Consider the following 20,367-nt stretch of genomic DNA (forward strand, 5'->3'; position numbering starts at 1 on the left):
CAGTGCTCGTCCGTGCATGGGTAAGGCCATCGATCGCATGCGGGTCCGGCTCGGTACCCTGCGCGGCTTGCCGCGTTCGTCTATCTATGGCGCGCTGCTGGCAGTCGTGTTCGGCGGCCTGGTGGTGCCGGCCGCCATCGGCAGCTATGTGCTGATCGGCGTGCACGAAAAGGCATCGGCGCGCATCGCCCTTAACGAAGCGCTGCAACGCAATGCCGACATCCTGGCGCTGGGTATGCAGGAGTCGCTGTGGAACATGAACACCGAATCGGCCCATTCGCTGGTCGAATCGGTCATGCGCGACAAATCGGTGGTGCGGGTGGAGGTGATGGGCCAGGCCGACGCCCAGTTCATGCATGTCGATTCGCCGCGCAAACCCACCGGCACCATCACCCGCGCCGAGCGCGACATCACCGTTCGCGGCGAACGCATCGGCCGCATCACGGTCGAAATGGACGACGCCCGCAGCCTGCAGGACCTGCGCGAAAAACAATGGTCGTACTTGCTGGTGCTCGCCGGCCAGTTGATGGTGTCGCTGGTGCTGATCGTGCTGTTTCTGAACGCGCGCCTGATCCGGCCGCTGCGCAAGCTCACCGGCTTTTCCGACCGCCTGTCGCGCGGCGACTTCGATACCCAGCTCACCGTGCGCGGCCGCGACGAACTGGGCCGGCTGGCGCTGCAACTGGAGCAGATGCGGGTGGCGATCAAGCACCTGTTCGAAGATATCGGCCAGCGCGAGGAGCGCTTCCGCTCCATCGTCACCCAGGTGCCCGGCGCGGTGTTCCGCTACCGGCCCGACGGCCCGGTCGACTTCGTCTCCGACGCCATCGAGGAAATCTCCGGCTATCCGGCCAGCCATTTCATGCGCGGCGCCACCGACGCCTGGACCAACCTGATCGCGCCCGACGACCGCAAGCGCCACCGCCGCACGGTGGCCGAGGCGATCGCCAGCGGCAAGCCGTACCAGGTCGAATACCGCATCGTCGATGCCCTGGGCGCCGAGCGCTGGCTGGCGGAAAACGGCCAGCCGCAGGGTAGCCGGGATCTCGGCCAGACCTGGGTGGACGGCATCATGGCCGACATCAGCGAACGCAAACACAATGAAATGCGCATCGAGGCCCTGCTGGCCGAGCAGAGCGCGATTCTCGACAACGTGATGTTCGGCGTGATGTTCGTGCGTCGCCGCCACATTGTCTCGGTCAACCGCCGCTGCGAAGAACTGTTCGGCTACCCGCCGGGCGAGATGGTGGGTTCCTCGACGTCGATCCTGTTCCCCACTGCATTCGATTTCGAAGCGGCCGGCGCGCGCCAGTATCCGTCGCTGTCCGAAGGCGACTACTTCAGCGAGGAGCGCCATTACCTGCGCCAGGACGGCAGCTCGTTCTGGTGCATGGTGAGCGGCTATGCGCTCGACCACAAGCGCGCCAACGAGGGCAGCATCTGGGTGTACGCCGACATCACCGAGCGCAAGGAAGCCGAGGAAAAGCTGCGCCTCTCGGCCACCGTGATCGAGCATATTGCCGACGGCGTGGTGGTGCTCGATGCGCAAGGCACCATCGTCACCGTCAACCCGGCCTTCACCCAGATCACCGGCTACACGGCGCAGGACGCGATCGGCCACGACTACACGCTCACGCGCTCCGGCCGCCACGAGCAGGCCTTCTACGAGGAGATGTGGCGCGAACAGATGGACACCGGCTTCTGGCAGGGCGAGCTGTGGAACCGCCGCAAGAGCGGCGACATCTATCTCGAGTGGCTGACGGTGAGCGCGGTACGCGACAGCCGTGGCCGCGCCACGCATTACGTGGGCGTGTTCAGCGACATCACGCGGGCCAAGGAATCGCAGGAAAAGCTCGACCACCTGGCGCACCACGATCCGCTCACCGCGCTGCCCAACCGGCTGCTGTTCAACGACCGTCTGCAGCACGCGTTGCAGCGCGCCGCCCGCGACGGCGAACAACTGGCGCTGCTGTTCATCGACCTGGACCGCTTCAAGAACGTCAACGACACGCTGGGCCACCATATCGGCGACGAACTGCTCAAGCAGGTGGCGCACGCACTGCTCGACCGCCTGCGCGAGGGCGACACGCTGGCGCGCCTGGGCGGCGACGAATTCATCGTCCTGCTGGAAAACGTCGGCAACCATTACGGTCCGGCGCAGGTGGCCGAGAAGCTGGTGCAGATGTTCGACCAGCCGTTCCAGGTGGCCGGCCACGAACTGTTCGTCACGTGCAGCGTGGGCATCAGCCTGTTCCCGGACGATGCGGGCGACCTCAATATGCTGATCCGCAATGCCGACGTGGCCATGTACCAGGCCAAGGCGCGCGGGCGCAACGGCTACAGTTTTTACATGCCGTCGATGACGGGCGAGGGCGTCGAGCGCCTGCGCCTGGAAACCTACCTGCGCCGCTCGATCGAAAAGAACGAGATCTTCCTGACCTACCAGCCGCAAGTCGAAATCGATACCGGCCGCCTGATCGGCGTGGAAGCGCTGGTGCGCTGGAACCACCCGGAACTGGGCCTGGTGCCGCCGGTGCGCTTCATTCCGCTGGCCGAGGATACGGGCTTCATCAACCAGCTCGGTGAATGGGTGCTGCAAGAGGCTTGCCGGCAGATGAACCGCTGGCAGGCGGCCGGCCTGCTCGTGCCCAAGATGGCGGTGAACCTGTCGGCGCGCCAGTTCGAGCGCGGCGGCATCGTCGCCCTGGTGGCCGACACCCTGGCCGACACCGGACTGGCGCCGCAGCGCCTGCAACTGGAAGTGACCGAGTCGGTGATCATGAATACCGGCGACGCCATGGTCTTCATCAACGATCTGCACGCGATCGGCGTGGCGCTGGCGATCGACGATTTCGGCACCGGCTATTCGTCGCTGGCGTACCTGAAGCAGCTGCCGGTGCAAACGCTCAAGATCGACCGCTCGTTCATCAAGGATATCTCCACCGACGCCAACGACGAGGCAATTGCGATCGCCATCATCCAGCTCGGCAAAAGCATGAATCTGTCGGTGATTGCCGAAGGCGTGGAGACCGAGGAGCAGGCCGCCTTCCTGCTGCGCCACGGCTGCCGCCTGGCGCAGGGCTATTTGTACGGCAAGCCACTGAGCCCGCAAGAAGTGCTGGAGCGCTGGCATGTCTAAAGTTTCGCGACGACGTTTCCTGTTTGGCGGCGTGGCCGCCATGGGCGCCCTGGTGGTGGGCTGGGGCGTGCTGCCGGCGCGCCAGCGCCTGCATGGCTCAGTGTCACTGCCGCTGACCGGTGGCGCGCTGGCGCTCAACGGCTGGGTGGCAGTGGCGCCCGACGGCGCCGTCACCATCGCCATGCCGCGCAGCGAAATGGGGCAGGGCGTGCATACCGCGCTGCCGATGCTCGTTGCCGAGGAAATGGATGTGCCGCTGGCGTCGGTGCGGCTGGTGCAGGCGCCGCTGGACGCCATCTTCGGCAACATTGCCATGCTGCAGGACGGCCTGCCGTTCCACCCCGACGACGACGGCGCACTCAAGGCCGGTGCGCGCTGGATCGTGGGCAAGGTGGCGCGCGAGCTGGGCATCAGCATTACCGGCGGCTCGTCGAGCGTCAAGGATGCCTGGCTGCCGATGCGCGAAGCCGGCGCCGCCGCGCGCGCCATGCTGGTGGCGGCCGCCGCCGGCCAGTGGCGGGCCGACGCCGCAGATTGCCGCACCGAAGACGGCCACGTGCTGCATCGTGATGGCCGCAAGCTGGCCTACGGCGCGCTGGCCGCTGCCGCCGTCACGTCCCAGCCGGGCGAGGTGCGCCTGAAAACGCCGCAGCAATTCAAACTGATCGGCCGCGCCCAGCCGCGCCGCGACACGCCCTCGAAAGTCGATGGCAGCGCGGTGTTCGGCATCGACGTGCGTGTGCCCGGCATGGTGTACGCAGCGGTGCGCATGGCGCCCGTGATCGGCGGCGCGGTGGCCACGGTCGACACCTCGGTGGCGTTGAAGATGCCGGGTGTGCTGCGGGTGGTCGATTTTTCCCGTGCGCTGGGCCACCTGGCCGGCGCCGGGGCCGGCGTGGCCGTGGTGGCGCGCAGCTGGTGGCAGGCCAGGCAGGCCGCGCTGGCGCTGGTGATCACCTGGCGCGACGGCGCCAACGCAGGGCTGTCGAGCGAGCAGGTATTCGACCATTTCGCCGCCACCCTGGATAAGGAGGACGGCCACGCCTACCACCAGGTGGGCGACATGGACAGCGTCGAAGGCAAGGGCGCCGGCGTGGCCAGGGCCATCGGCGCCGAATACCGCGCGCCTTACCTGGCGCATGCGGCCATGGAACCGATCAACTGCACTGCCCAGGTCAATGTCAGGGACGGCAAGGTGCACCTGTGGGCGCCCACCCAGTCGCCGGGCTTTGCGGTAAAAGCGGCAGCGCAGGCGGCCGGCGTTGCGCCCGCTGCCGTGACCCTGGAAGTGACCATGCTGGGCGGCGGTTTCGGTCGCCGGCTCGACGTGGACATGGTGGCGCAGGCGGTGGCGATTGCCCGCGCCATGGAGGGCGTGCCGGTGCAAACCATCTGGTCGCGCGAGGACGATATGGGCCACGATGTGTATCGCCCGGCGGCGCTGGCGCGCTTTGCCGCCACGCTCGACGCCGCGGGCCACGTGCTCGGTTACGACTGCAAGTCGGCCAGCGGTTCCGTCTCCCACCAGTTTTTCAAGCGTAACCTCGGCCTGCCGGCGGCGGGTCCGGACAAGACCACGGCCGAAGGCGCGTTCGACATGCCGTATGAACTGCCCAACCAGCGCATCCGTCACGTGATCGTGGAGAGCGCGGTGCCGCTTGGTTACTGGCGCTCGGTGGGCCACTCGCATAACGCGTTTTTCAAGGAGAGCTTCATCGACGAACTGGCGCATGCTGCCGGCCGCGACGAGGTGGCGTTCCGCCGCGCGCTGCTGGCGCACCATCCGCGCCACCTGGCGGTGCTCGATGCGGCGGTGGCGCGCGCCGGCGCTGCACCGGCGGGCCGCGCGCACGGCGTGGCGCTGCACCAGTCGTTCGGCACCATCGTGGCGCAGGTGGCGCAGGTGTCGGTGGCGGGTACGGAGATCCGCGTGCACCGGGTGGTGTGCGCGATCGACTGCGGACTGGCGGTCAATCCCAACATCATCGCCCAGCAGGCTGAATCGGGCGTGGTATTCGGCCTGTCGGCGGCGCTGTTTGGCGCCGTGACCATCAAGGATGGCAAGGTAGAGCAGTCCAACTTCCATGACTACCCGGTGGCGCGGCTGAACCAGGCGCCGGAAGTGGAGACCATCATCATGCCGAGTGCCGCGCACCCGGAGGGCATGGGCGAGCCGGCCGTGCCGCCGATCGCGCCGGCCGTGGCCAACGCCGTGTTCAAGCTGACGGGCAAGCGCTTGCGCAGCCTGCCGCTCAGCTTATCGTCATGACAGGGCGTTGCGCAGCAGCGCGCGCAGGTTGCATTCGCGCTGCCAGCGCGCGCGTTCCTCGCTGTTGACGATCATCTCGGTCATGTCGGCGTCTGAGATCTCGGTTTGCGCCTGCACCAGCCGGTGCGCCAGCGCCGGGTCGGGCAGCATGGTGCCGAAGAACGCCACCAGCTCGTGGTGCTGGATCAGCAGGGTGGGGAAGTTTTCCACGTCGAGGTCGCCGACGATATCGGCGTGGTCTTCGATGTCGATCCACAGGAACAGCTTGTCCGGGTGGCGCGCGGCCACGCTCTCGAAACTGGCCTGGTAACTGTCGCAGGTGCCGCACCAGGCCGCGCACAGGCAGGCGACGATCCAGCAGTCGCCGGCCAGCGCGGCCGCCACCTGTTCGCGGTTGTCGGAGTTGAGTGTAATGCTGTGCATGGTGTTGGCGACGTTCTCGGCGTTCTCGGCGGTGCAAAGGACGTATTTTACATCCGGGCGCAGGGTCGCGCCGGCCGGCATGCCGGGTTAAAATGCGGGATGCCTACAATTTCCACCCCTCCCACCACCATTGTCGCCATCGAAACCTCGTCCGAGGCGGCCTCGGTCGCCCTGTTGCGCGGCGACACCGTGATCAGCCGCGCGTCCTCGGGCGTGCGTACCCATTCGCAGTCGGTCCTGCCGATGATCCAGGAATTGCTGGCCGAAGCCGGCATCAGCCTCAAGGACTGCAGCGCGATTGCCTTCGGCGCCGGCCCCGGCTCGTTTACCGGCGTGCGCACGGCTTGCGGCGTGGCCCAGGGCCTGGCCTTCGGCGCCAACCTGCCGGTGGTGCCGGTGGTCACGCTCGACGCCATGGCCCTGGCCTGCCACCAGCGCCATGGCGCTGCCGACGTGGTGGCCGTGCTCGATGCGCGCATGGGCGAGGTGTATTGGGCGCAATATCGTTTCGATGGTGCTGCCGTGGGCGCACCGCAGCTGGTGCAGCCAGCTGTGCTGTCGGCGCCGGATGCGGTGCAGGCGCACGGTGCGCCGGTGTTCTGCGGCAATGGCTTGTCGGCGTATGCCGAGGCGTTTGCCGGTGTTGCCGAGGTTTATGCTGACGTGATGCCCCATGCCGAACAGATCGCCCAGCTGGCCAGCCTGGCGCTGGCCGCCGGCCGCACGGTGACGGCGGCCGAAGCACAGCCGCTGTATCTGCGTAACAAGGTTGCCTATACCCAGGCCGAGCGGCGCGACATCAATGCTGAAAAGGCCGACAAGGCCGACAAGGCTGCCAAAGCGGCGGGGGGCGCATGAAGCAGGCGTGGGACCTGGCGCGGCTGCGCTACGAGCCGATGCAGCGCGCCGACCTGGGCGAGGTGCTGGCGCTCGAACAGAGCGTGTATCCGTACCCGTGGAGCATGGCCAATTTTGCCGATTCGCTCGACAGCGGCTACCAGGCCTGGGTGCTGCGCGACCAGGGCGGGGCGCTGCTCGGCTATTTCCTGGTGATGCCGATGGTCGATGAGGTACACCTGCTCAACGTGGCGGTGGCGGCGGACCGGCAGGGCCAGGGGCTCGGCCACCTGTTGCTGAACCAGTCGGTAGCCTGCGCGCGCGGGCTCGGCATGGCGTCGGTGCTGCTGGAAGTACGGCCGTCCAACACGCGCGCGCTCGCCATTTACGAACGCTACGGATTCAAACAGATCGGTCGCCGCAAGGGTTACTACCCGGCAGCGAACCAGTTACGCGAGGACGCCATCGTGATGCGGTTCGACGTATGACTATCTCGCCCCGCAATGCGGTGTTCCTGGAAGAAATGGGCGTGGGTGCGCTGTGGAAATTGCGCGCTGCCGGCACGGGGTTCGAGCCCGGCGATCGTGGCGATGCTGCTGCCGACGCAGCAGCGCAGGCCGAGGGCATGGCCACGTCTGAGGTTGCCATGCCGGCTGCACCAGTCCGGCCGCCGGCAGCTGGGCCGGTGCCCGCCACGCCTGCGCCAGTCACCTGGTCACAGGCAGTCGAACAGGCGCAAGCGACAGACGCACCAGCTCACCCTGCGGCCCCCGCATCGGCGCCAGCATCCATGCAGACACCGGCGCCTGAACCGGCCTCGTCCCGGCCACCGTTGCCGGCGCCGCATCCGGCCACGTCGCCAGTGGTCGCCTCCGACGACGAATCGACCGCCTGGTTCGACGACGTGCCTGCGGCCACGCCGCCACCGCCCGTGCGTCCGCGCCCGGTGCAGCCGGTGTCCGACGCAGCCATCGCCACGATGGACTGGCCGGCCTTGCAGGCGGCGGTATCGAACTGCACCCGTTGTCCGCTCGCTGCCACCCGCCGCAACGCCGTCAACGGTCGTGGCCCGGAGCAGGCAGCCTGGCTGGCGATCGCCGCCGCGCCCTCGGCGCTGGACGAGACCGAAATCAGCCCACTGGCGGGCGACGCCGGCCAGTTGCTGGGCAATATGTTCAAGGCCATCGCCCTCAAGCCGGAGGCCGACGTGTATGTCACGCACCTGGTCAAATGCCGGCCGGCTGCCGATGATGGCGCCCAGCGCAATCCGACCGCCGACGAACTGACCGCCTGCCGGCCCTTCCTCGACCGCGAACTGGCGCTCACCGGCGCCACCATGGCCATGACCTTCGGCCAGTTCGCCGCCAAGGGCCTGATGATGGGCCCGGCGGCACGCGGCAAGGTCATGCGCTACGGCGACGCCAATCTGCCAGTGGTGGCCACCTACCACCCGGACGATTTGCTGGCGCGCCCCGAGGACAAGGCCAAGGCCTGGGGCGACCTGTGCCTGGCCAGGACCGCTCTTGGCTGACCCTGGCGACAGCGCTGGCGCTCCGGCCGGGCCCGCTGCCGTGAACGGCGACTCTGCCAGCGCAGTTGCCATTCCCTGGCCCGGGGGCGATAGAGGCACCAGCGCCGCCGCCTTTGCCGATCCTTATCAGGCGCGGTTCGCGCAGCGCTGGGGCCACTTGCACCATCCGAGGGTGCGGGCGCTGGCGTGGTTGCTCGATGCGCCCGACCTGCTCGATCCCGCCGCGCCGCACTGGCAAGGCCGCATCGCCACGCTCGGCCCGGTAACGCCTGAGATTGCCGACTGGCTGGCCGCGCTTGACCTGGACCCGGCGCCGCTCGATGCCGCGCTCGGCGAACGCCATTATTCGCGCCTGGGCCTGTATGCTGAAAAGTTGCTGGCCTTTTATTTCGCCAGCCAGCACACCCTGGTGGCGCACGGCCTGCAAGTGCGCGCCAGCCGCAACGATACCGTGGGCGAATTCGACTTCCTGCTGCGCGAGGGCGCCGCGCTGGTGCACCTGGAATTCGCCACCAAGTTCTACCTGCTCGATGCCGCTACCGCCGGCGACGACTTCAACGGCCTGATCGGCCCCAACCTGGCCGACACTCTCGGCGCCAAGATGCGCAAGATTTTCGACAAGCAACTGGCGCTGGCGCAGCACCCGGCTGCCCAGCCGCTGTTGCCGCAGGCGGTGGACCGGGCGCAGGCGCTGGTCAAGGGCTGGCTGTTTTATCCGGCAGATGCGGCGCATGGCGTCACGCCGGGGATTTCGCGCGAGCATTGCCAGGGGTTCTGGATGCCGTTGGCGCAGGTAGACGGTTTGCCGGATGAGCAGTTCTGCGTGATGCCGCGCCTGCAATGGCTGGCGCCGCTGAAAGTTGCGGCAGACGCCGGCATGGACCGGCTAGCATTGCAAGCGGAACTGGCAAGCCAGATGGCGCAAGTGTCGGCCCCGGTGATGGTGGCGGTATTGCGGCAGGAAGGGGACTGGCTGATCGAACAGCGGCGCGGCTTTATCGTCCCGGACGACTGGCGCGACCGCGCCGCGCAAAAACGCCGCGACGGCAAACTGCCGTAACGCTGGCGCCGCGTCGTCCGTGCGAAGGCGGGGACCCAATCTCGCGAAGCTGAGGGCCCTGTATGTCAGTGCTTGGCTTGGCCAATCAGCGACACCGAATCGAACTCGCGCTGGTTGGCCTTATGCCGACGCAGGATCATCAGCATCGTACCCGCCAGGAACATGCCGAATATCATGATGATCACGTTCAGGTTCATATGGCCGCGCAGCATCAGCGAGTAAGCTGCCAGCATGGTCAGGATCGACAGGTTTTCATTGAAATTCTGCACCGCGATCGAATGGCCGGCGCTCATCAGCACGTGGCCGCGGTGTTGCAGCAGGGCGTTCATCGGCACCAGGAAGAAGCCGCCCAGCAAACCGACCAGCACCAGCAGCGGATAGGCCAGCGCCACCGATTTCACCAGGGTCATGCCCATCACGATCACGCCCATGGCAATACCGACCGGTATCACGGTCAGCGATTTGCGCAGCGTGATGCTGCGCGCCGACAGGATTGCGCCCACCGCCACGCCGATCGCCACCACGCCCACCAGGCTGGTCGCCTGCTCGTACGACAGCTTGAGCGTGCGGTTGGCCCACTCGAGCACGATGAATTGCAGGGTTTGCGCGGCGCCCCAGAACAGGGTAGTCACCGCCAGCGAAATTTGACCCAGCTTGTCTTTCCACAGCAGGCCGCAGCAGGTCGCGAATTCGCTGATCAGCTTGATGGGGTTGCGTTGCTGGTGGCCATACACGCAGCCGGTGTCCGGGATGCGGGTATTGAAGATGGCCGCCAGCGCATAGATCACCACGACCACGCACAGCGCCGCCTCGGTCGGCGTTTCGATGCCGGTATCGACAAACGGCATATCGAAACCAAGCAATACCGACGACAGCCGGTCGCCGACCAGTGCGCCGCCGAGCACGGTGCCGAAGATGATCGACATCACGGTCAGACCCTCGACCCAGCCATTGGCAGCGACGAGCTTTTCAGCTGGCAATAGTTCGGTCAGGATGCCGTACTTGGCCGGCGAATACACGGCCGCGCCAAAGCCGACGACGGCGTAGGCAACCAGTGGATGAACGTGGGCAAACATCAGCATGCATCCGCCAACCTTGATCAGGTTGGAGATGAACATGACTTTTCCTTTTGGCATCGAATCGGCGAACGCGCCGACAAAAGCCGCCAACAGGACGTAAAAGAGGGTGAATGAAAGCTTCAACAGCGGCGTGATCCAGCCGGGCGAATTCATGTTGATCAACAGGTCAATCGCGACGAAGAGCAATGCGTTGTCAGCCAGCGAAGAAAAGAACTGCGCCGACATGATGGTATAAAAACCACGATTCATTCTGGACTGCCTGAAAGCTTATATTGGCTTGCTTTATACCACGCTTTGTTCGTAACCCCAAGAATTGAGCGGTGTGCCGGCGGCCGCATTGTGTGGACAATTGGTAGAATACCGCCTTCACAGATTGAGCAGAGAACCCCATGCCCAGGCCGCTTATCGCAACCATCCACATCGCATCCATGCAGCACAATCTGGCCGTGGTCCGGGCGTGTGCGCCCGGCGCCAAAGCCTGGGGCGTGCTCAAGGCCAATGGCTACGGCCACGGACTCGAACGCGCCATGCGCGGTTTTGCCGACGCCGACGGACTGGCCCTGGTCGAACTCGACAACGCCATCCGCCTGCGCGAGCTGGGCTGGAAGAAGCCGATCATCTTATTGGAAGGTTTCTTCGGTTTTGAAGATCTGCATACGATGGCCGGCTACAGCCTGCAGTCGGCGGTCCACTGCACCGAGCAGCTCGAGTGGCTGGAGGCGGCCGATGCCAACCTGGGCGAGCGCGGCATCAAGTTCGACCTGCACCTCAAGATGAATACCGGCATGAACCGGCTTGGCTTCAAGCCCGAGGCCTACGCTGCCGCCCACGCACGACTGGTCGCCCTCGCTTGCGTGGGCAACATCACCCTGATGACCCACTTTGCCAACGCCGACGAGGCCGGCCATGCGTTGTTGCCGATCGCCGAGCAGATTCGCCGCTTCGAGGCCGGCGCGGCTGGCTTGCCCGGCATGCGCAGCCTGTCCAATTCGGCCGGCGTGTTGCGCCAGGGCGAGCTGGACGGCGTGTTGCGCAACGACTGGGTGCGTCCCGGCATCATGCTGTACGGCGGCACGCCGGGCGGCAAACCGGCGGCCGACTATGGCTTGAAGCCGGCCATGACCCTGAGCAGCGAGATCATCGGCGTGCAGGACATCGCCGCCGGCGACGCGGTCGGCTACGGCAGCCGCTTCACGGCCGACGGCCCGATGCGGGTGGGCGTGGTGGCCTGCGGTTACGCCGACGGCTACCCGCGCCACGCGCCGCTGGGCACGCCGGTGGTGGTCGATGGCGTGCGCACGCGCCTGGTGGGCCGGGTGTCGATGGACATGCTGACGGTGGACCTCACCGACATTCCTGGTGCCCGGGTCGGCAGCCAGGTGATCCTGTGGGGCGAGGGCTTGCCGATCGACGAGGTGGCCAATGCCGCCGGCACCATCGGCTACGAGCTGATGTGCGCGCTGGCGCAGCGCGTGGCCGTGGTGGAGGGATAACCGTGGCCAAGGCAAAAACCAACTTCGTTTGCACCGAGTGCGGCAACGTCGCCAACAAGTGGACCGGCCAGTGTTCGGCCTGCCAGCAGTGGAACACCATGGTGGAGAGCGTGGTCGAGCAGGGCGGCAACAACCGCTATTCGCAGCCGCAACACCTGGCGCTGGCGCAGACGGCGCCGGTGCTGTCGCTGGCCGATATCGACGCCATCGACGTGCCGCGCTTCGGTACCGGCATCGAGGAATTCGACCGCGTGCTCGGCGGTGGCCTGGTCAGCGGCGGCGTGGTGCTGATCGGCGGCGACCCCGGCATCGGCAAATCGACCTTGCTGTTGCAGGCGCTGGCCAATGTGTCTCACATGAAGCGGGTGCTGTATGTCAGCGGCGAGGAATCGGGCGCGCAGATCGCGCTGCGCGCCAAGCGCCTGATGATCGACGCCCGCGATTTGAAACTGCAGGCCGAGATCCAGCTGGAAAAAATCCTCGGCACCCTGGCCGACCTGAAGCCGGAAGTGGCGGTGATCGACTCGATCCAGACCGTGTATTCCGATGCGCTCAGCTCGGCGCCGGGCTCGGTGGCGCAGGTGCGCGAATGCGCGGCGCAGCTCACGCGCGCTGCCAAGCAGACCGGCGTGACCATCATCCTGGTCGGCCACGTCACCAAGGAAGGTGCGCTGGCCGGACCGCGCGTGCTCGAACACATCGTCGATACCGTGCTGTATTTCGAGGGTGACAATCACTCGAGCTTCCGCCTGGTGCGGGCGATCAAGAATCGCTTCGGCGCGGTGAACGAGCTGGGCGTATTTGCCATGACCGAAAAAGGCCTGAAGGGCGTTTCGAATCCGTCGGCATTGTTCTTGTCGCAACACGATAACCAGGTGCCGGGCTCGTGCGTGATGGTGACGCAGGAAGGCACGCGGCCGCTGCTGGTGGAAATCCAGGCGCTGGTCGACGCCAGCCATTTGCCCAACGCACGGCGGCTGTCGGTGGGCCTCGAGCAGAATCGCCTGGCCATGCTGCTGGCGGTGTTGCACCGCCATGCCGGCATTGCCGCGTTCGACCAGGACGTGTTCATCAACGCGGTGGGCGGCGTGAAAATCACCGAACCGGCGGCCGACCTGGCCGTGCTGCTGGCGATTAATTCGTCGATGCGCAACAAGCCGCTGCCGCGCGGCTTCGTGGTGTTTGGCGAGGTGGGGCTGGCCGGCGAAATCCGTCCCGCCCCGCGTGGCCAGGAGCGCCTGCGCGAAGCGGCCAAGCTCGGTTTCTCGATCGCCATGATCCCGAGCGCCAACGCGCCCAAGCAACCGATCGAAGGGATGACGATTATTGCGGTGGATCGCATCGACGACGCCTTCAACAAGCTGCGCGAAATCCAATAAAGCTGTATTGTTACGTGTTTGGTAGAGCAATAGTGCTCTTTACGTAATAAAAGGACAGGAAATTGTTAGTCGATCAACGCTCCGCCGCACGCAAAATCGTGCGCGCCAAGGCAGTCGTGGTAATGGATGGCCTGCCGCCAGAGCCAGGTCGGACCATCGATATCAGCGGCACCGGTGTCTCGCTCACCTACGACCACAAGCTGGCGGTTGGCCACATGGGCCAGGTCACGTTCGAGCTGTTCATGGACGGCAAGGGCCAACTGGTGAACAGCCGCTGCAAGGTCAACTACTGCATCTTCAGCGGCGACCAGTTCAAGATCGGCTTCACCTTCGTCAGCCCCGACCTGGCGACCATGGCGACTGTCAACAAGTTCCTGCGCTGATACTGTCTTATCCGCCGGAGTGCCGCGACGGTGGTCATTCTGCACGCATCGCCTTTTGATATTCCAGGCCATCGACCGGAGGCGCCGGGTCTGGTTTTCATACCGCTCGTAATTGCATCAATGCTGCACGTCTTGTATTTAGGCCATCGTTCTTCCCATGTTGACGATTCAAATCAAGATTGACCGCTGGCGCGCGCAGTTCTAAGCTCGGCGCACGATCACTGCTGAGAGGAACCCCATGACTGCGCTCTCCCACCACCTGCTGGCCACCATCTGGTCGGCGCTGGAACTGCCGGCGCCGGACACCGATGCTGTCAGCTTTACCGGCCACGCCAACTTGCCATCGTACTACGCGGTGACCGATCTGGCTGCCGCCTCGATCGGCGCAGCGGCATTGGCGATGCGCGAGCTGGCCGCGCTGCAGGGCGCAAGCGAGGCGCCGGTCAGCGTGGACCGCCGCCTTGCCTCGCTGTGGTTCGGCTGGTCGCTGGCGCCGGTCGGCTGGGAGCGCCCGGCGTTGTGGGATGCGGTGGCTGGCGACTATGCCTGTCTCGACGGCTGGATACGGTTGCACACCAACGCGCCGCACCACCGCCGCGCTGCACTCGACGTGCTCGGCTGCACGCCCGACCGCCAGGCCGTCGAACAGGCGGTGGCGCAGTGGCAGGGGGCGGCGCTGGAAGCGGCGATGGTGGCCAATCGCGGCTGCGCCGCGCAGATGCGCTCGGCCGGCGACTGGCACGCGCATCCACAAGGACTGGCGGTCGCCAGCGAGCCGCTGATCGCCTTCGACACGCGGCCATGCGGCGGGGCGGTCGCGTGGGCCGGCACGAGGACAGGTACAAGGACCGGCACCGAAGCGCGGCCGCTGGCTGGTGTAAAAGTGCTCGATTTGACGCGGGTGCTGGCCGGTCCCGTGGCCACGCGCTTTCTGGCCGGTTACGGCGCCGAGGTGCTGCGCATCGATGCGCCGGACTGGAACGAGCCGGGCGTGATTCCCGAAGTCACTCCGGGCAAGCGCTGCGCCCGGCTTGACCTGCACCACGCCCCCGACCGCGCCGTGTTCGAGCAACTGCTGGCCGAAGCGGACGTGCTGGTGCATGGCTACCGGCCCGAAGCACTGGCACGACTTGGCTATGATGAAAACTATCGCCGGCAAGCCAATCCCGGCCTGGTCGATGTGTGCCTCGACGCCTACGGCTGGAGCGGACCATGGACCGGTCGGCGTGGCTTCGACAGCCTGGTGCAGATGAGTTGCGGCATCGCCGCTCACGGCATGCAGGCCAGCGGCGCCGGCAAGCCGGTGCCCTTGCCGGTGCAGGCGCTCGATCATGCCACCGGCTATTTGATGGCGGCAGCCGTGGTGCGCGGCTTGATCACGCGGGTGACGCAGCAGCGCGCCACGCAGGCACGGCTGTCGCTGGCGCGCACGGCGGCCTTGCTGATGACCACCGAGGGCGAAATCGGTGGCGTCCAGCTGGCGCCGGTTGCGCCCGACGATTACGCACTGGCACTCGAGCACACCGCCTGGGGACCGGCGCGGCGCTTGCGTGCGCCGGTGGCCGTTGCCGGCATGGCGATGGCGTGGCGGCAGGGCGCCAGCGACCTTGGTTCGGCGCCGGCGCAATGGGCCGCGCCATAAAAAAAGCCGGCGCACCAGGGCGCCGGCCGTGACTACCGGATCACACCATCAGAAACGGTACTTGAGCGTGCCGCTCACGCTGCGCGGCGCCTGGAAATTGAGCTGGTTGAACGCTGCCGACATGCCGAAATGACGCTTGTCGGTGAGGTTGTTGACGTTCAGTTGCGCCGACCAGTTTGGGTTGATCTCGTAGCGCGCCATCAGGTTCACCAGGGCGTACGAATCCTGCTGCAGGCGGTTGTTGGTGGTGTTGCCTGCCGGCGCGCTCGAGGTGACCGTGTAGGTCTGGCCTTGCCAGTTGACGCCGCCACCCACCGTCAGGCCCGCCAGGGCGCCATCGAGTCGATAGGTGGTGAACACGCGGAACAGGTCGCGCGGGTAGTTGCTGTTGAACGGATCGCCGCTGGCGGTCTGGGCGCTGTAGTGCGTGTAACCGGCGTTGGCGTTCCAGCCGCGCGCCAGTTCGCCCGAGACTTCGAGCTCGACACCCTTGCTGGTGGCGCCCCGTACGGCTTCGGAATACGTGTCGGCAGTACCGGGAATCACGCCCACTGCCTGCGCCAGGTTGTCCTGGCGAATCTTGAACAGCGCCAGCGAGGCGTTGACGCGGCCATCGAGGAACTCGCCCTTGACGCCGGCTTCGACATTCTTGCCGCGGATCGGGTCGAGCGTCACGCGGTTGATATCGACCGCATTTTGCGGCTGGAAGATTTCCGTGTAGCTGGTGTAGACCGAGTAATGCTTGCTGACGTCATAGATCAGGCCCGCGTATGGCGTGATTTCGTCGTCGAACTTGAGGCGGTACGGCGTGGCGCCGGCCAGGTTGCCGGTTTTTTCGTACTTGGTCACGCGGGCGCCGACGATCAGCTTGAGCGGATCGGCCAGCGAGAAGCGGCCCACGCCATACAGGCCGTCCTGGGTGGTTTCCGAACGCTGGTAGAACGTGCGCGCGCCCCAGGTTGGCGGCGCATAGGCGGACGGGTTCCAGTTGTTGAAGTCGGCAGGCGCCGGAGCGACGAACAGGCCCAGGCCGTAGTCGGCCCCGCGCGTGTCGGAATTGAATTTTTGCTTGGCGTGCATGTAACCGAATGCCGCTTCGTGCTGGCGGCCGCCGAGGTCGAACGCGCCGCTCAGGTGCAGGCCCGCGTCTTCCTGCTTGGTTTCGGTAATGTACCAGCCGGCCGAAGCGCCCATGCCGGTGCCGGTGGCGCGGTCCGGGTTGCCGTACAGGTAGAGCAACACCGAGTCCGACTTGCGCTTGCCGTTGGAATAGGTGGCGCGCACCTTCCAGCCGTTGTCGAACGTGTGTTCGAGGTTGGCGAAGGCGTTGTTGTACGAGGTGTCCCAGCGCGACCAGTCGACGCTCGAGGTTTTCGATTCGTCCCAGTTGGTGCGCGAACCATCGGCATACCAGTAGGGCAGGCCGCCCCACATCGGGTGATCGGTGTCGGTCTTCTGGCGGCTGTAGCCCACCGAGAGCAGCGTGCGCGGGGTCAGGTCCGCTTCGACGGTGCCGTAGAAGGTGCTGTTGTCCTTGCTCAGCTTGTCGGTGAAGCTGTCGGCTTTCTGGATTTCGCCCACCACGCGGGCGCGCACGTTGCCGGACTGGGTGAGCGGCGTGGACACGTCGACCGTGCCACGGCGGTCGCTCCAGCTGCCGAGCGCCACTTCTGCGGTGCCGGTCAGCTGCTTGCTGGTGGCGCGCTTGCGCACCAGGTTGATGGCGGCCGATGGATTGCCGGCGCCGGTCATCAGGCCGGTGGCGCCGCGCACGATTTCCACGCGGTCGTACATGGCCAGGCTGCTGAGGATCTCGCCGCCGCTCCATTGCTGTTCCCAGGTGGTGGGAATGCCATCCATTTGCAGGTTGTCGATCTCGAAGCCGCGCGAATTGAAGTCGGCGCGGTTGCTTTCGTACTGGTTGACCGCCACGCCGGTGGCGTTGTTGATCACGTCGGACACGGTTTGCAGGCCCTGGTCTTCGATCCGCTGCTGGGTGATCACGGTGACCGACTGCGGCGTCTGGCGCAGCGACAGGTCGAGCGGGGTGGCGGTGCGGGCATTGCGGACGGCGTACGTGCCAGAAGTGTCGTCCGACTTGATGCCGGAGACAGTCACCTGCGGCAGTACCGCATCCTTGCCGGTTTCTTCGGCCTGGGCCAGCAATGGTAAACATGGTAGAGCAAGCGCGACAGCGACCGCGAGACGATGGAGGTGAAGACCCGTGCGGGCGTGTGCTTGCTGATTCATGGTTGTAAAAGGTTCCCGTTAGTAAAACAAAAATTGAAACTGCCAGACGAAAAGCGCAATGATAACGATTCGCATTACAAAGTCAATGACAGACTGGTAATTGTGCATTGAAAGTCAATGATCCATAAGGAAGAGAGCTGCCAACAGGTAACGGCAGTGTAATGAGGCAAAATTGCCGGTCTGTTCATCGCTTTGAAATACAGTTTCTGTAGCATACTGTTGGTATATATAACTGCCGACATCAGCCGAGACCCCGCTATGGCCATCAATCCGCTTACCAGTTCCGCCAGCAACGCCGCCGGCGCTGCCGCCTCCCCGATCAGCGCCGACGTCTACAAGCGCGTCGAACAGACCATGCTGTCGCAAAACAATGGCGCCACCAAGCTCAACGCCGCGCTCACCAGCAGCCAGACCAAGCTGTCGGGCCTGGGCCAGTTGCAAAGCGCGCTGTCGAATTTCCAGTCCATCGCTGCGGCGCTGACCGGCAGCGGCCTGTCCACCTCGGCCGCCAGTTCCGATAAAACCGTGGCCACGTCCACGTCCACCGGCGGCGCCAAGGCCGGCACGTACGCGATCAATGTGCAGCAACTGGCGCAGGGCCAGTTTCTGACCAGTGCCGAGTTCAGTTCCGCCACCGCCAAGGTCGGCACCGGCGCGCCCACCACCGTCAAGATCGACTTCGGCACTGCCGGCGACAAGGGTTTCACCACCAACGGCACGGCGACCAGCAAGACCATTTCCATCGACAGCAGCAACAACACGGTCGAGGGCATCGCGGCCGCGTTCAAGGCGGCCGGCGTGGACGTCAAGGTGGAGAAGGGCGACGACGGCAAGGTGTCGTTGTCGATCGCCGGCCAGAGCGGCGAAGGCAACAGCATGCGCATCAGCGTCAGCGGCGACGCCGCGCTGAAAAACCTGCTCGGCTACGATCCCGACGAAAAAGGCAAGCAGGGCTTCAAGCAAACCACGGCCGCCCAGGACGCCATCCTGACGGTCGATGGTAAAGAGATCAAGAGCGCGAGCAATACGCTGGACAAGAACAAGGGCATCGAGGGCGCCGCGCTCACGCTCACCGGCAAGGGCAAGGCCGACATCACCATCAGCCAGGACGCCAGCAAGATCGGCGATAACCTGAAAACCTTCGTGGCCGCCTACAATGACCTCAACGCCAAGCTGAAAACCCTGTCCAGTGGCGCCCTCAAGGGCGATACCGCGATCGGCCAGGTCACCATGCAGATGGACCTGCTGCTCAAGACCGGGGGCGGCAACGTCTCGACGTCGGCGCTGGCGGCCGCTGGCGTGAGCCAAGGCAAGGACGGCAACCTGGTAATCGACGACAAGAAGATGCAGGCGGCGATTACGGCCGACTCGTCGCAGGTGGCCAAGCTGTTCACCAACGACGGCAAGGGCCTGGCCGACCTGATGGGCGCCAAGGCCAGGTCGTTTACCGATAAAAGCAGCGTGATCAGCCGCGAGACCACCCAGGCCAACCGCGAACTCGACGCCACCAACACCAAGCGCGCCGCGCTGACCAAGGCGCTCACGGCCCAGGCCACCGCGCTGGCGGCGCTGTACTCGGCGCAGTCGCAGACCGGCACCGGCGGCGGCATGTTCGGCACCGGCGGCGCCGGGTCCACCGGCACGCTGTTCGATATGCTTGGCTGAAGGCGGGCCTGAAATCCAAACGAACCGCTTGCGCGCAAGCGTCCGATGCCCGATCATCACGGCTTGTGTATGAATCCCACTCGGAGGTGTTATGGCAGGAAAGTTCGTTGGCGTGCTGGCGGTGGCAGGTTGGATGGTGACTGGCCTGGCGCAAGCCCAGGCGCAAGAGGAAAAAGTCCTCAACATCTATAACTGGTCCGACTATATCGCGGAAGACACGGTCAAGAATTTCGAGAAAGAGACCGGCATCAAGGTGCGCTATGATGTTTTCGATAACAACGAAATCCTGAACTCCAAGCTCGTGGCCGGCAAATCGGGCTACGACGTCGTGGTGCCCACCGCCCAGTGGGCGCGCCTGCAAATCGAAGGCAAGCTGCTGCGCAAGCTCGACAAATCGAAGCTGCCCAACCTGAAAAACCTCGACCCGGCGATCCAGGCCAAGCTGGCCAGCATCGACCCGAACAACGAATACCTGGTGGACTGGCTGTGGGGTTACACCACGGTCGGCATCAACGTCAACAAAGTGAAGGCCGCGCTGGGCGGCATGCCGATGCCGGCCAATGCCTGGGACCTGGTGTTCGATCCCAAGTATGCCGCCAAGGTCAAGTCGTGCGGCGTGTCGTTCCTCGATTCGCCGTCCGAAGTGCTGCCTGCCGCGCTGATGTACTTGGGCAAACCGGCGTACTCGAAGAGCGCCGCCGACTACGCGGAAGCGGGCAAGCTGCTGCAAACCATCCGTCCCAACGTCACCTTGTTCAGCTCGTCGGGTTACATCAACGACATGGCCAATGGCGCGGTGTGCGTGGCGCTGGGCTGGTCCGGTGATATCAACATCGCCCGTCAACGCGCGCTGGACGCCAAGAACGGTAACGTGATCGAAGTGCTGGTGCCGAAAACCCCGGCCGCGCTGGTGTTCGACACCATGGCCATCCCGGCCGACGCCCCGCACCCGAACAACGCCCACCTGTGGATCAACTACATCATGCGCCCCGAAGTGCATGCCAGCCTGACCAACAAGGTGTTCTACGCCAATCCGAATACGGCCAGCATGAAGTTCGTGCGCAAGGATATCGCCGGCAACAAGACCATCTTCCTGTCCGATGCCGACAAGCAGCGCATGGCGGCGCCGGAAGCGGTGCCAGCCGATATCCGCCGCGTGATTACGCGCACGTACACCAAGTTCAAGACCGGCCGCTAGATCCGGTCCGCATCGGCGG

15 protein-coding genes are annotated in these 20,367 nt (G+C 65.4%); 12 read left to right on the forward strand and 3 right to left on the reverse strand.

Annotation, left to right across the window (positions count from 1 at the left end; translation table 11 throughout):
• Positions 1-16: 16 nt before the first annotated feature.
• Together DUPY_RS24510 and DUPY_RS24515 are read left to right on the forward strand one after the other, a co-directional pair.
• Complete coding sequence (locus DUPY_RS24510; RefSeq protein WP_070251759.1) at positions 17-3,139, forward strand: EAL domain-containing protein; 3,123 nt, start codon at positions 17-19, stop codon at positions 3,137-3,139.
• Positions 3,132-5,408 (forward strand): xanthine dehydrogenase family protein molybdopterin-binding subunit, encoded by a 2,277-nt coding sequence (locus DUPY_RS24515; RefSeq protein ID WP_070251760.1) that lies wholly within the window; start codon positions 3,132-3,134, stop codon positions 5,406-5,408. The genes DUPY_RS24510 and DUPY_RS24515 overlap by 8 nt, the downstream gene beginning before the upstream one ends.
• On the opposite strand, the gene DUPY_RS24520 is transcribed toward DUPY_RS24515, so the two are convergent.
• Complete coding sequence (locus DUPY_RS24520; RefSeq protein ID WP_070251828.1) at positions 5,403-5,831, reverse strand: thioredoxin family protein; 429 nt, start codon at positions 5,829-5,831, stop codon at positions 5,403-5,405. The genes DUPY_RS24515 and DUPY_RS24520 overlap by 6 nt on opposite strands.
• A 99-nt stretch (positions 5,832-5,930) precedes the next feature.
• Between DUPY_RS24520 and tsaB the strand changes: the two genes are divergently transcribed.
• The 4 genes from tsaB (at position 5,931) to DUPY_RS24540 (ending at position 9,259) form a co-directional block, all read left to right on the forward strand.
• Complete coding sequence (tsaB, locus tag DUPY_RS24525; protein ID WP_070251761.1) at positions 5,931-6,689, forward strand: tRNA (adenosine(37)-N6)-threonylcarbamoyltransferase complex dimerization subunit type 1 TsaB; 759 nt, start codon at positions 5,931-5,933, stop codon at positions 6,687-6,689.
• Positions 6,686-7,156: a ribosomal protein S18-alanine N-acetyltransferase gene (gene rimI, locus DUPY_RS24530; RefSeq protein ID WP_070251762.1), complete on the forward strand. Its 471-nt coding sequence runs from the start codon at positions 6,686-6,688 to the stop codon at positions 7,154-7,156. Before tsaB ends, rimI begins: the two co-directional genes overlap by 4 nt.
• On the forward strand, positions 7,153-8,199 hold the full coding sequence (locus DUPY_RS24535; RefSeq protein WP_071651699.1) for a uracil-DNA glycosylase: 1,047 nt from the start codon (positions 7,153-7,155) through the stop codon (positions 8,197-8,199). Before rimI ends, DUPY_RS24535 begins: the two co-directional genes overlap by 4 nt.
• Before the next feature lie 157 nt (positions 8,200-8,356).
• Positions 8,357-9,259, forward strand: a complete 903-nt coding sequence (locus tag DUPY_RS24540; RefSeq protein WP_371851820.1) for a DUF1853 family protein — start codon at positions 8,357-8,359, stop codon at positions 9,257-9,259.
• A 65-nt stretch (positions 9,260-9,324) separates the two neighbouring features.
• On the opposite strand, the gene lplT is transcribed toward DUPY_RS24540, so the two are convergent.
• Complete coding sequence (gene lplT / locus DUPY_RS24545; RefSeq protein ID WP_070251763.1) at positions 9,325-10,587, reverse strand: lysophospholipid transporter LplT; 1,263 nt, start codon at positions 10,585-10,587, stop codon at positions 9,325-9,327.
• A gap of 140 nt (positions 10,588-10,727) precedes the next feature.
• On the opposite strand from lplT, the gene alr reads away from it, so the two are divergent.
• From alr to DUPY_RS24565, 4 genes are all read left to right on the forward strand, one after another.
• A complete protein-coding gene (gene alr, locus DUPY_RS24550; RefSeq protein WP_070251764.1) occupies positions 10,728-11,831 on the forward strand; it encodes an alanine racemase in 1,104 nt (367 codons plus the stop codon).
• Between the two features lie 2 nt (positions 11,832-11,833).
• Entirely contained in the window at positions 11,834-13,210 is a 1,377-nt protein-coding gene (gene radA, locus DUPY_RS24555) for a DNA repair protein RadA (RefSeq protein WP_070251765.1), read from the forward strand.
• 62 nt (positions 13,211-13,272) lie between these two features.
• Positions 13,273-13,593 (forward strand): PilZ domain-containing protein, encoded by a 321-nt coding sequence (locus DUPY_RS24560; protein WP_071651700.1) that lies wholly within the window; start codon positions 13,273-13,275, stop codon positions 13,591-13,593.
• 238 nt (positions 13,594-13,831) lie between these two features.
• The gene (locus DUPY_RS24565; RefSeq protein ID WP_070251766.1) at positions 13,832-15,235 is read left to right on the forward strand and encodes a CoA transferase; all 1,404 of its coding nucleotides are present in this window, start codon (positions 13,832-13,834) and stop codon (positions 15,233-15,235) included.
• A 48-nt stretch (positions 15,236-15,283) separates the two neighbouring features.
• On the opposite strand, the gene DUPY_RS24570 is transcribed toward DUPY_RS24565, so the two are convergent.
• Complete coding sequence (locus DUPY_RS24570) at positions 15,284-17,401, reverse strand: TonB-dependent siderophore receptor (RefSeq protein WP_229255490.1); 2,118 nt, start codon at positions 17,399-17,401, stop codon at positions 15,284-15,286.
• Positions 17,402-17,743: 342 nt separating this feature from the next.
• Here DUPY_RS24570 and fliD point away from each other — a divergent pair, with 342 nt between their 5' ends.
• Positions 17,744-19,150, forward strand: a complete 1,407-nt coding sequence (gene fliD, locus DUPY_RS24575) for a flagellar filament capping protein FliD (RefSeq protein WP_070251768.1) — start codon at positions 17,744-17,746, stop codon at positions 19,148-19,150.
• Positions 19,151-19,241: 91 nt separating this feature from the next.
• Positions 19,242-20,348, forward strand: coding sequence for a polyamine ABC transporter substrate-binding protein (locus tag DUPY_RS24580; RefSeq protein WP_070251769.1), 1,107 nt, complete (start codon positions 19,242-19,244; stop codon positions 20,346-20,348).
• The last annotated feature ends 19 nt before the right edge of the window (positions 20,349-20,367 follow it).

The sequence above is a fragment of the Duganella phyllosphaerae genome (assembly GCF_001758785.1).
GTDB classification, from domain to species: Bacteria; Pseudomonadota; Gammaproteobacteria; order Burkholderiales; family Burkholderiaceae_D; genus Rugamonas; species Rugamonas phyllosphaerae.

Coding starts and splice junctions, on each gene's coding strand:
- DUPY_RS24510 (WP_070251759.1), top strand. CDS start 17: ATGGGTAAGGCCATCGATCGCATGCGGGTCCGGCTCGGTACCCTGCGC.
- DUPY_RS24515 (WP_070251760.1), top strand. CDS start 3,132: ATGTCTAAAGTTTCGCGACGACGTTTCCTGTTTGGCGGCGTGGCCGCC.
- DUPY_RS24520 (WP_070251828.1), bottom strand. CDS start 5,831: ATGCACAGCATTACACTCAACTCCGACAACCGCGAACAGGTGGCGGCC.
- tsaB (WP_070251761.1), top strand. CDS start 5,931: ATGCCTACAATTTCCACCCCTCCCACCACCATTGTCGCCATCGAAACC.
- rimI (WP_070251762.1), top strand. CDS start 6,686: ATGAAGCAGGCGTGGGACCTGGCGCGGCTGCGCTACGAGCCGATGCAG.
- DUPY_RS24535 (WP_071651699.1), top strand. CDS start 7,153: ATGACTATCTCGCCCCGCAATGCGGTGTTCCTGGAAGAAATGGGCGTG.
- lplT (WP_070251763.1), bottom strand. CDS start 10,587: ATGAATCGTGGTTTTTATACCATCATGTCGGCGCAGTTCTTTTCTTCG.
- alr (WP_070251764.1), top strand. CDS start 10,728: ATGCCCAGGCCGCTTATCGCAACCATCCACATCGCATCCATGCAGCAC.
- DUPY_RS24565 (WP_070251766.1), top strand. CDS start 13,832: ATGACTGCGCTCTCCCACCACCTGCTGGCCACCATCTGGTCGGCGCTG.
- fliD (WP_070251768.1), top strand. CDS start 17,744: ATGGCCATCAATCCGCTTACCAGTTCCGCCAGCAACGCCGCCGGCGCT.
- DUPY_RS24580 (WP_070251769.1), top strand. CDS start 19,242: ATGGCAGGAAAGTTCGTTGGCGTGCTGGCGGTGGCAGGTTGGATGGTG.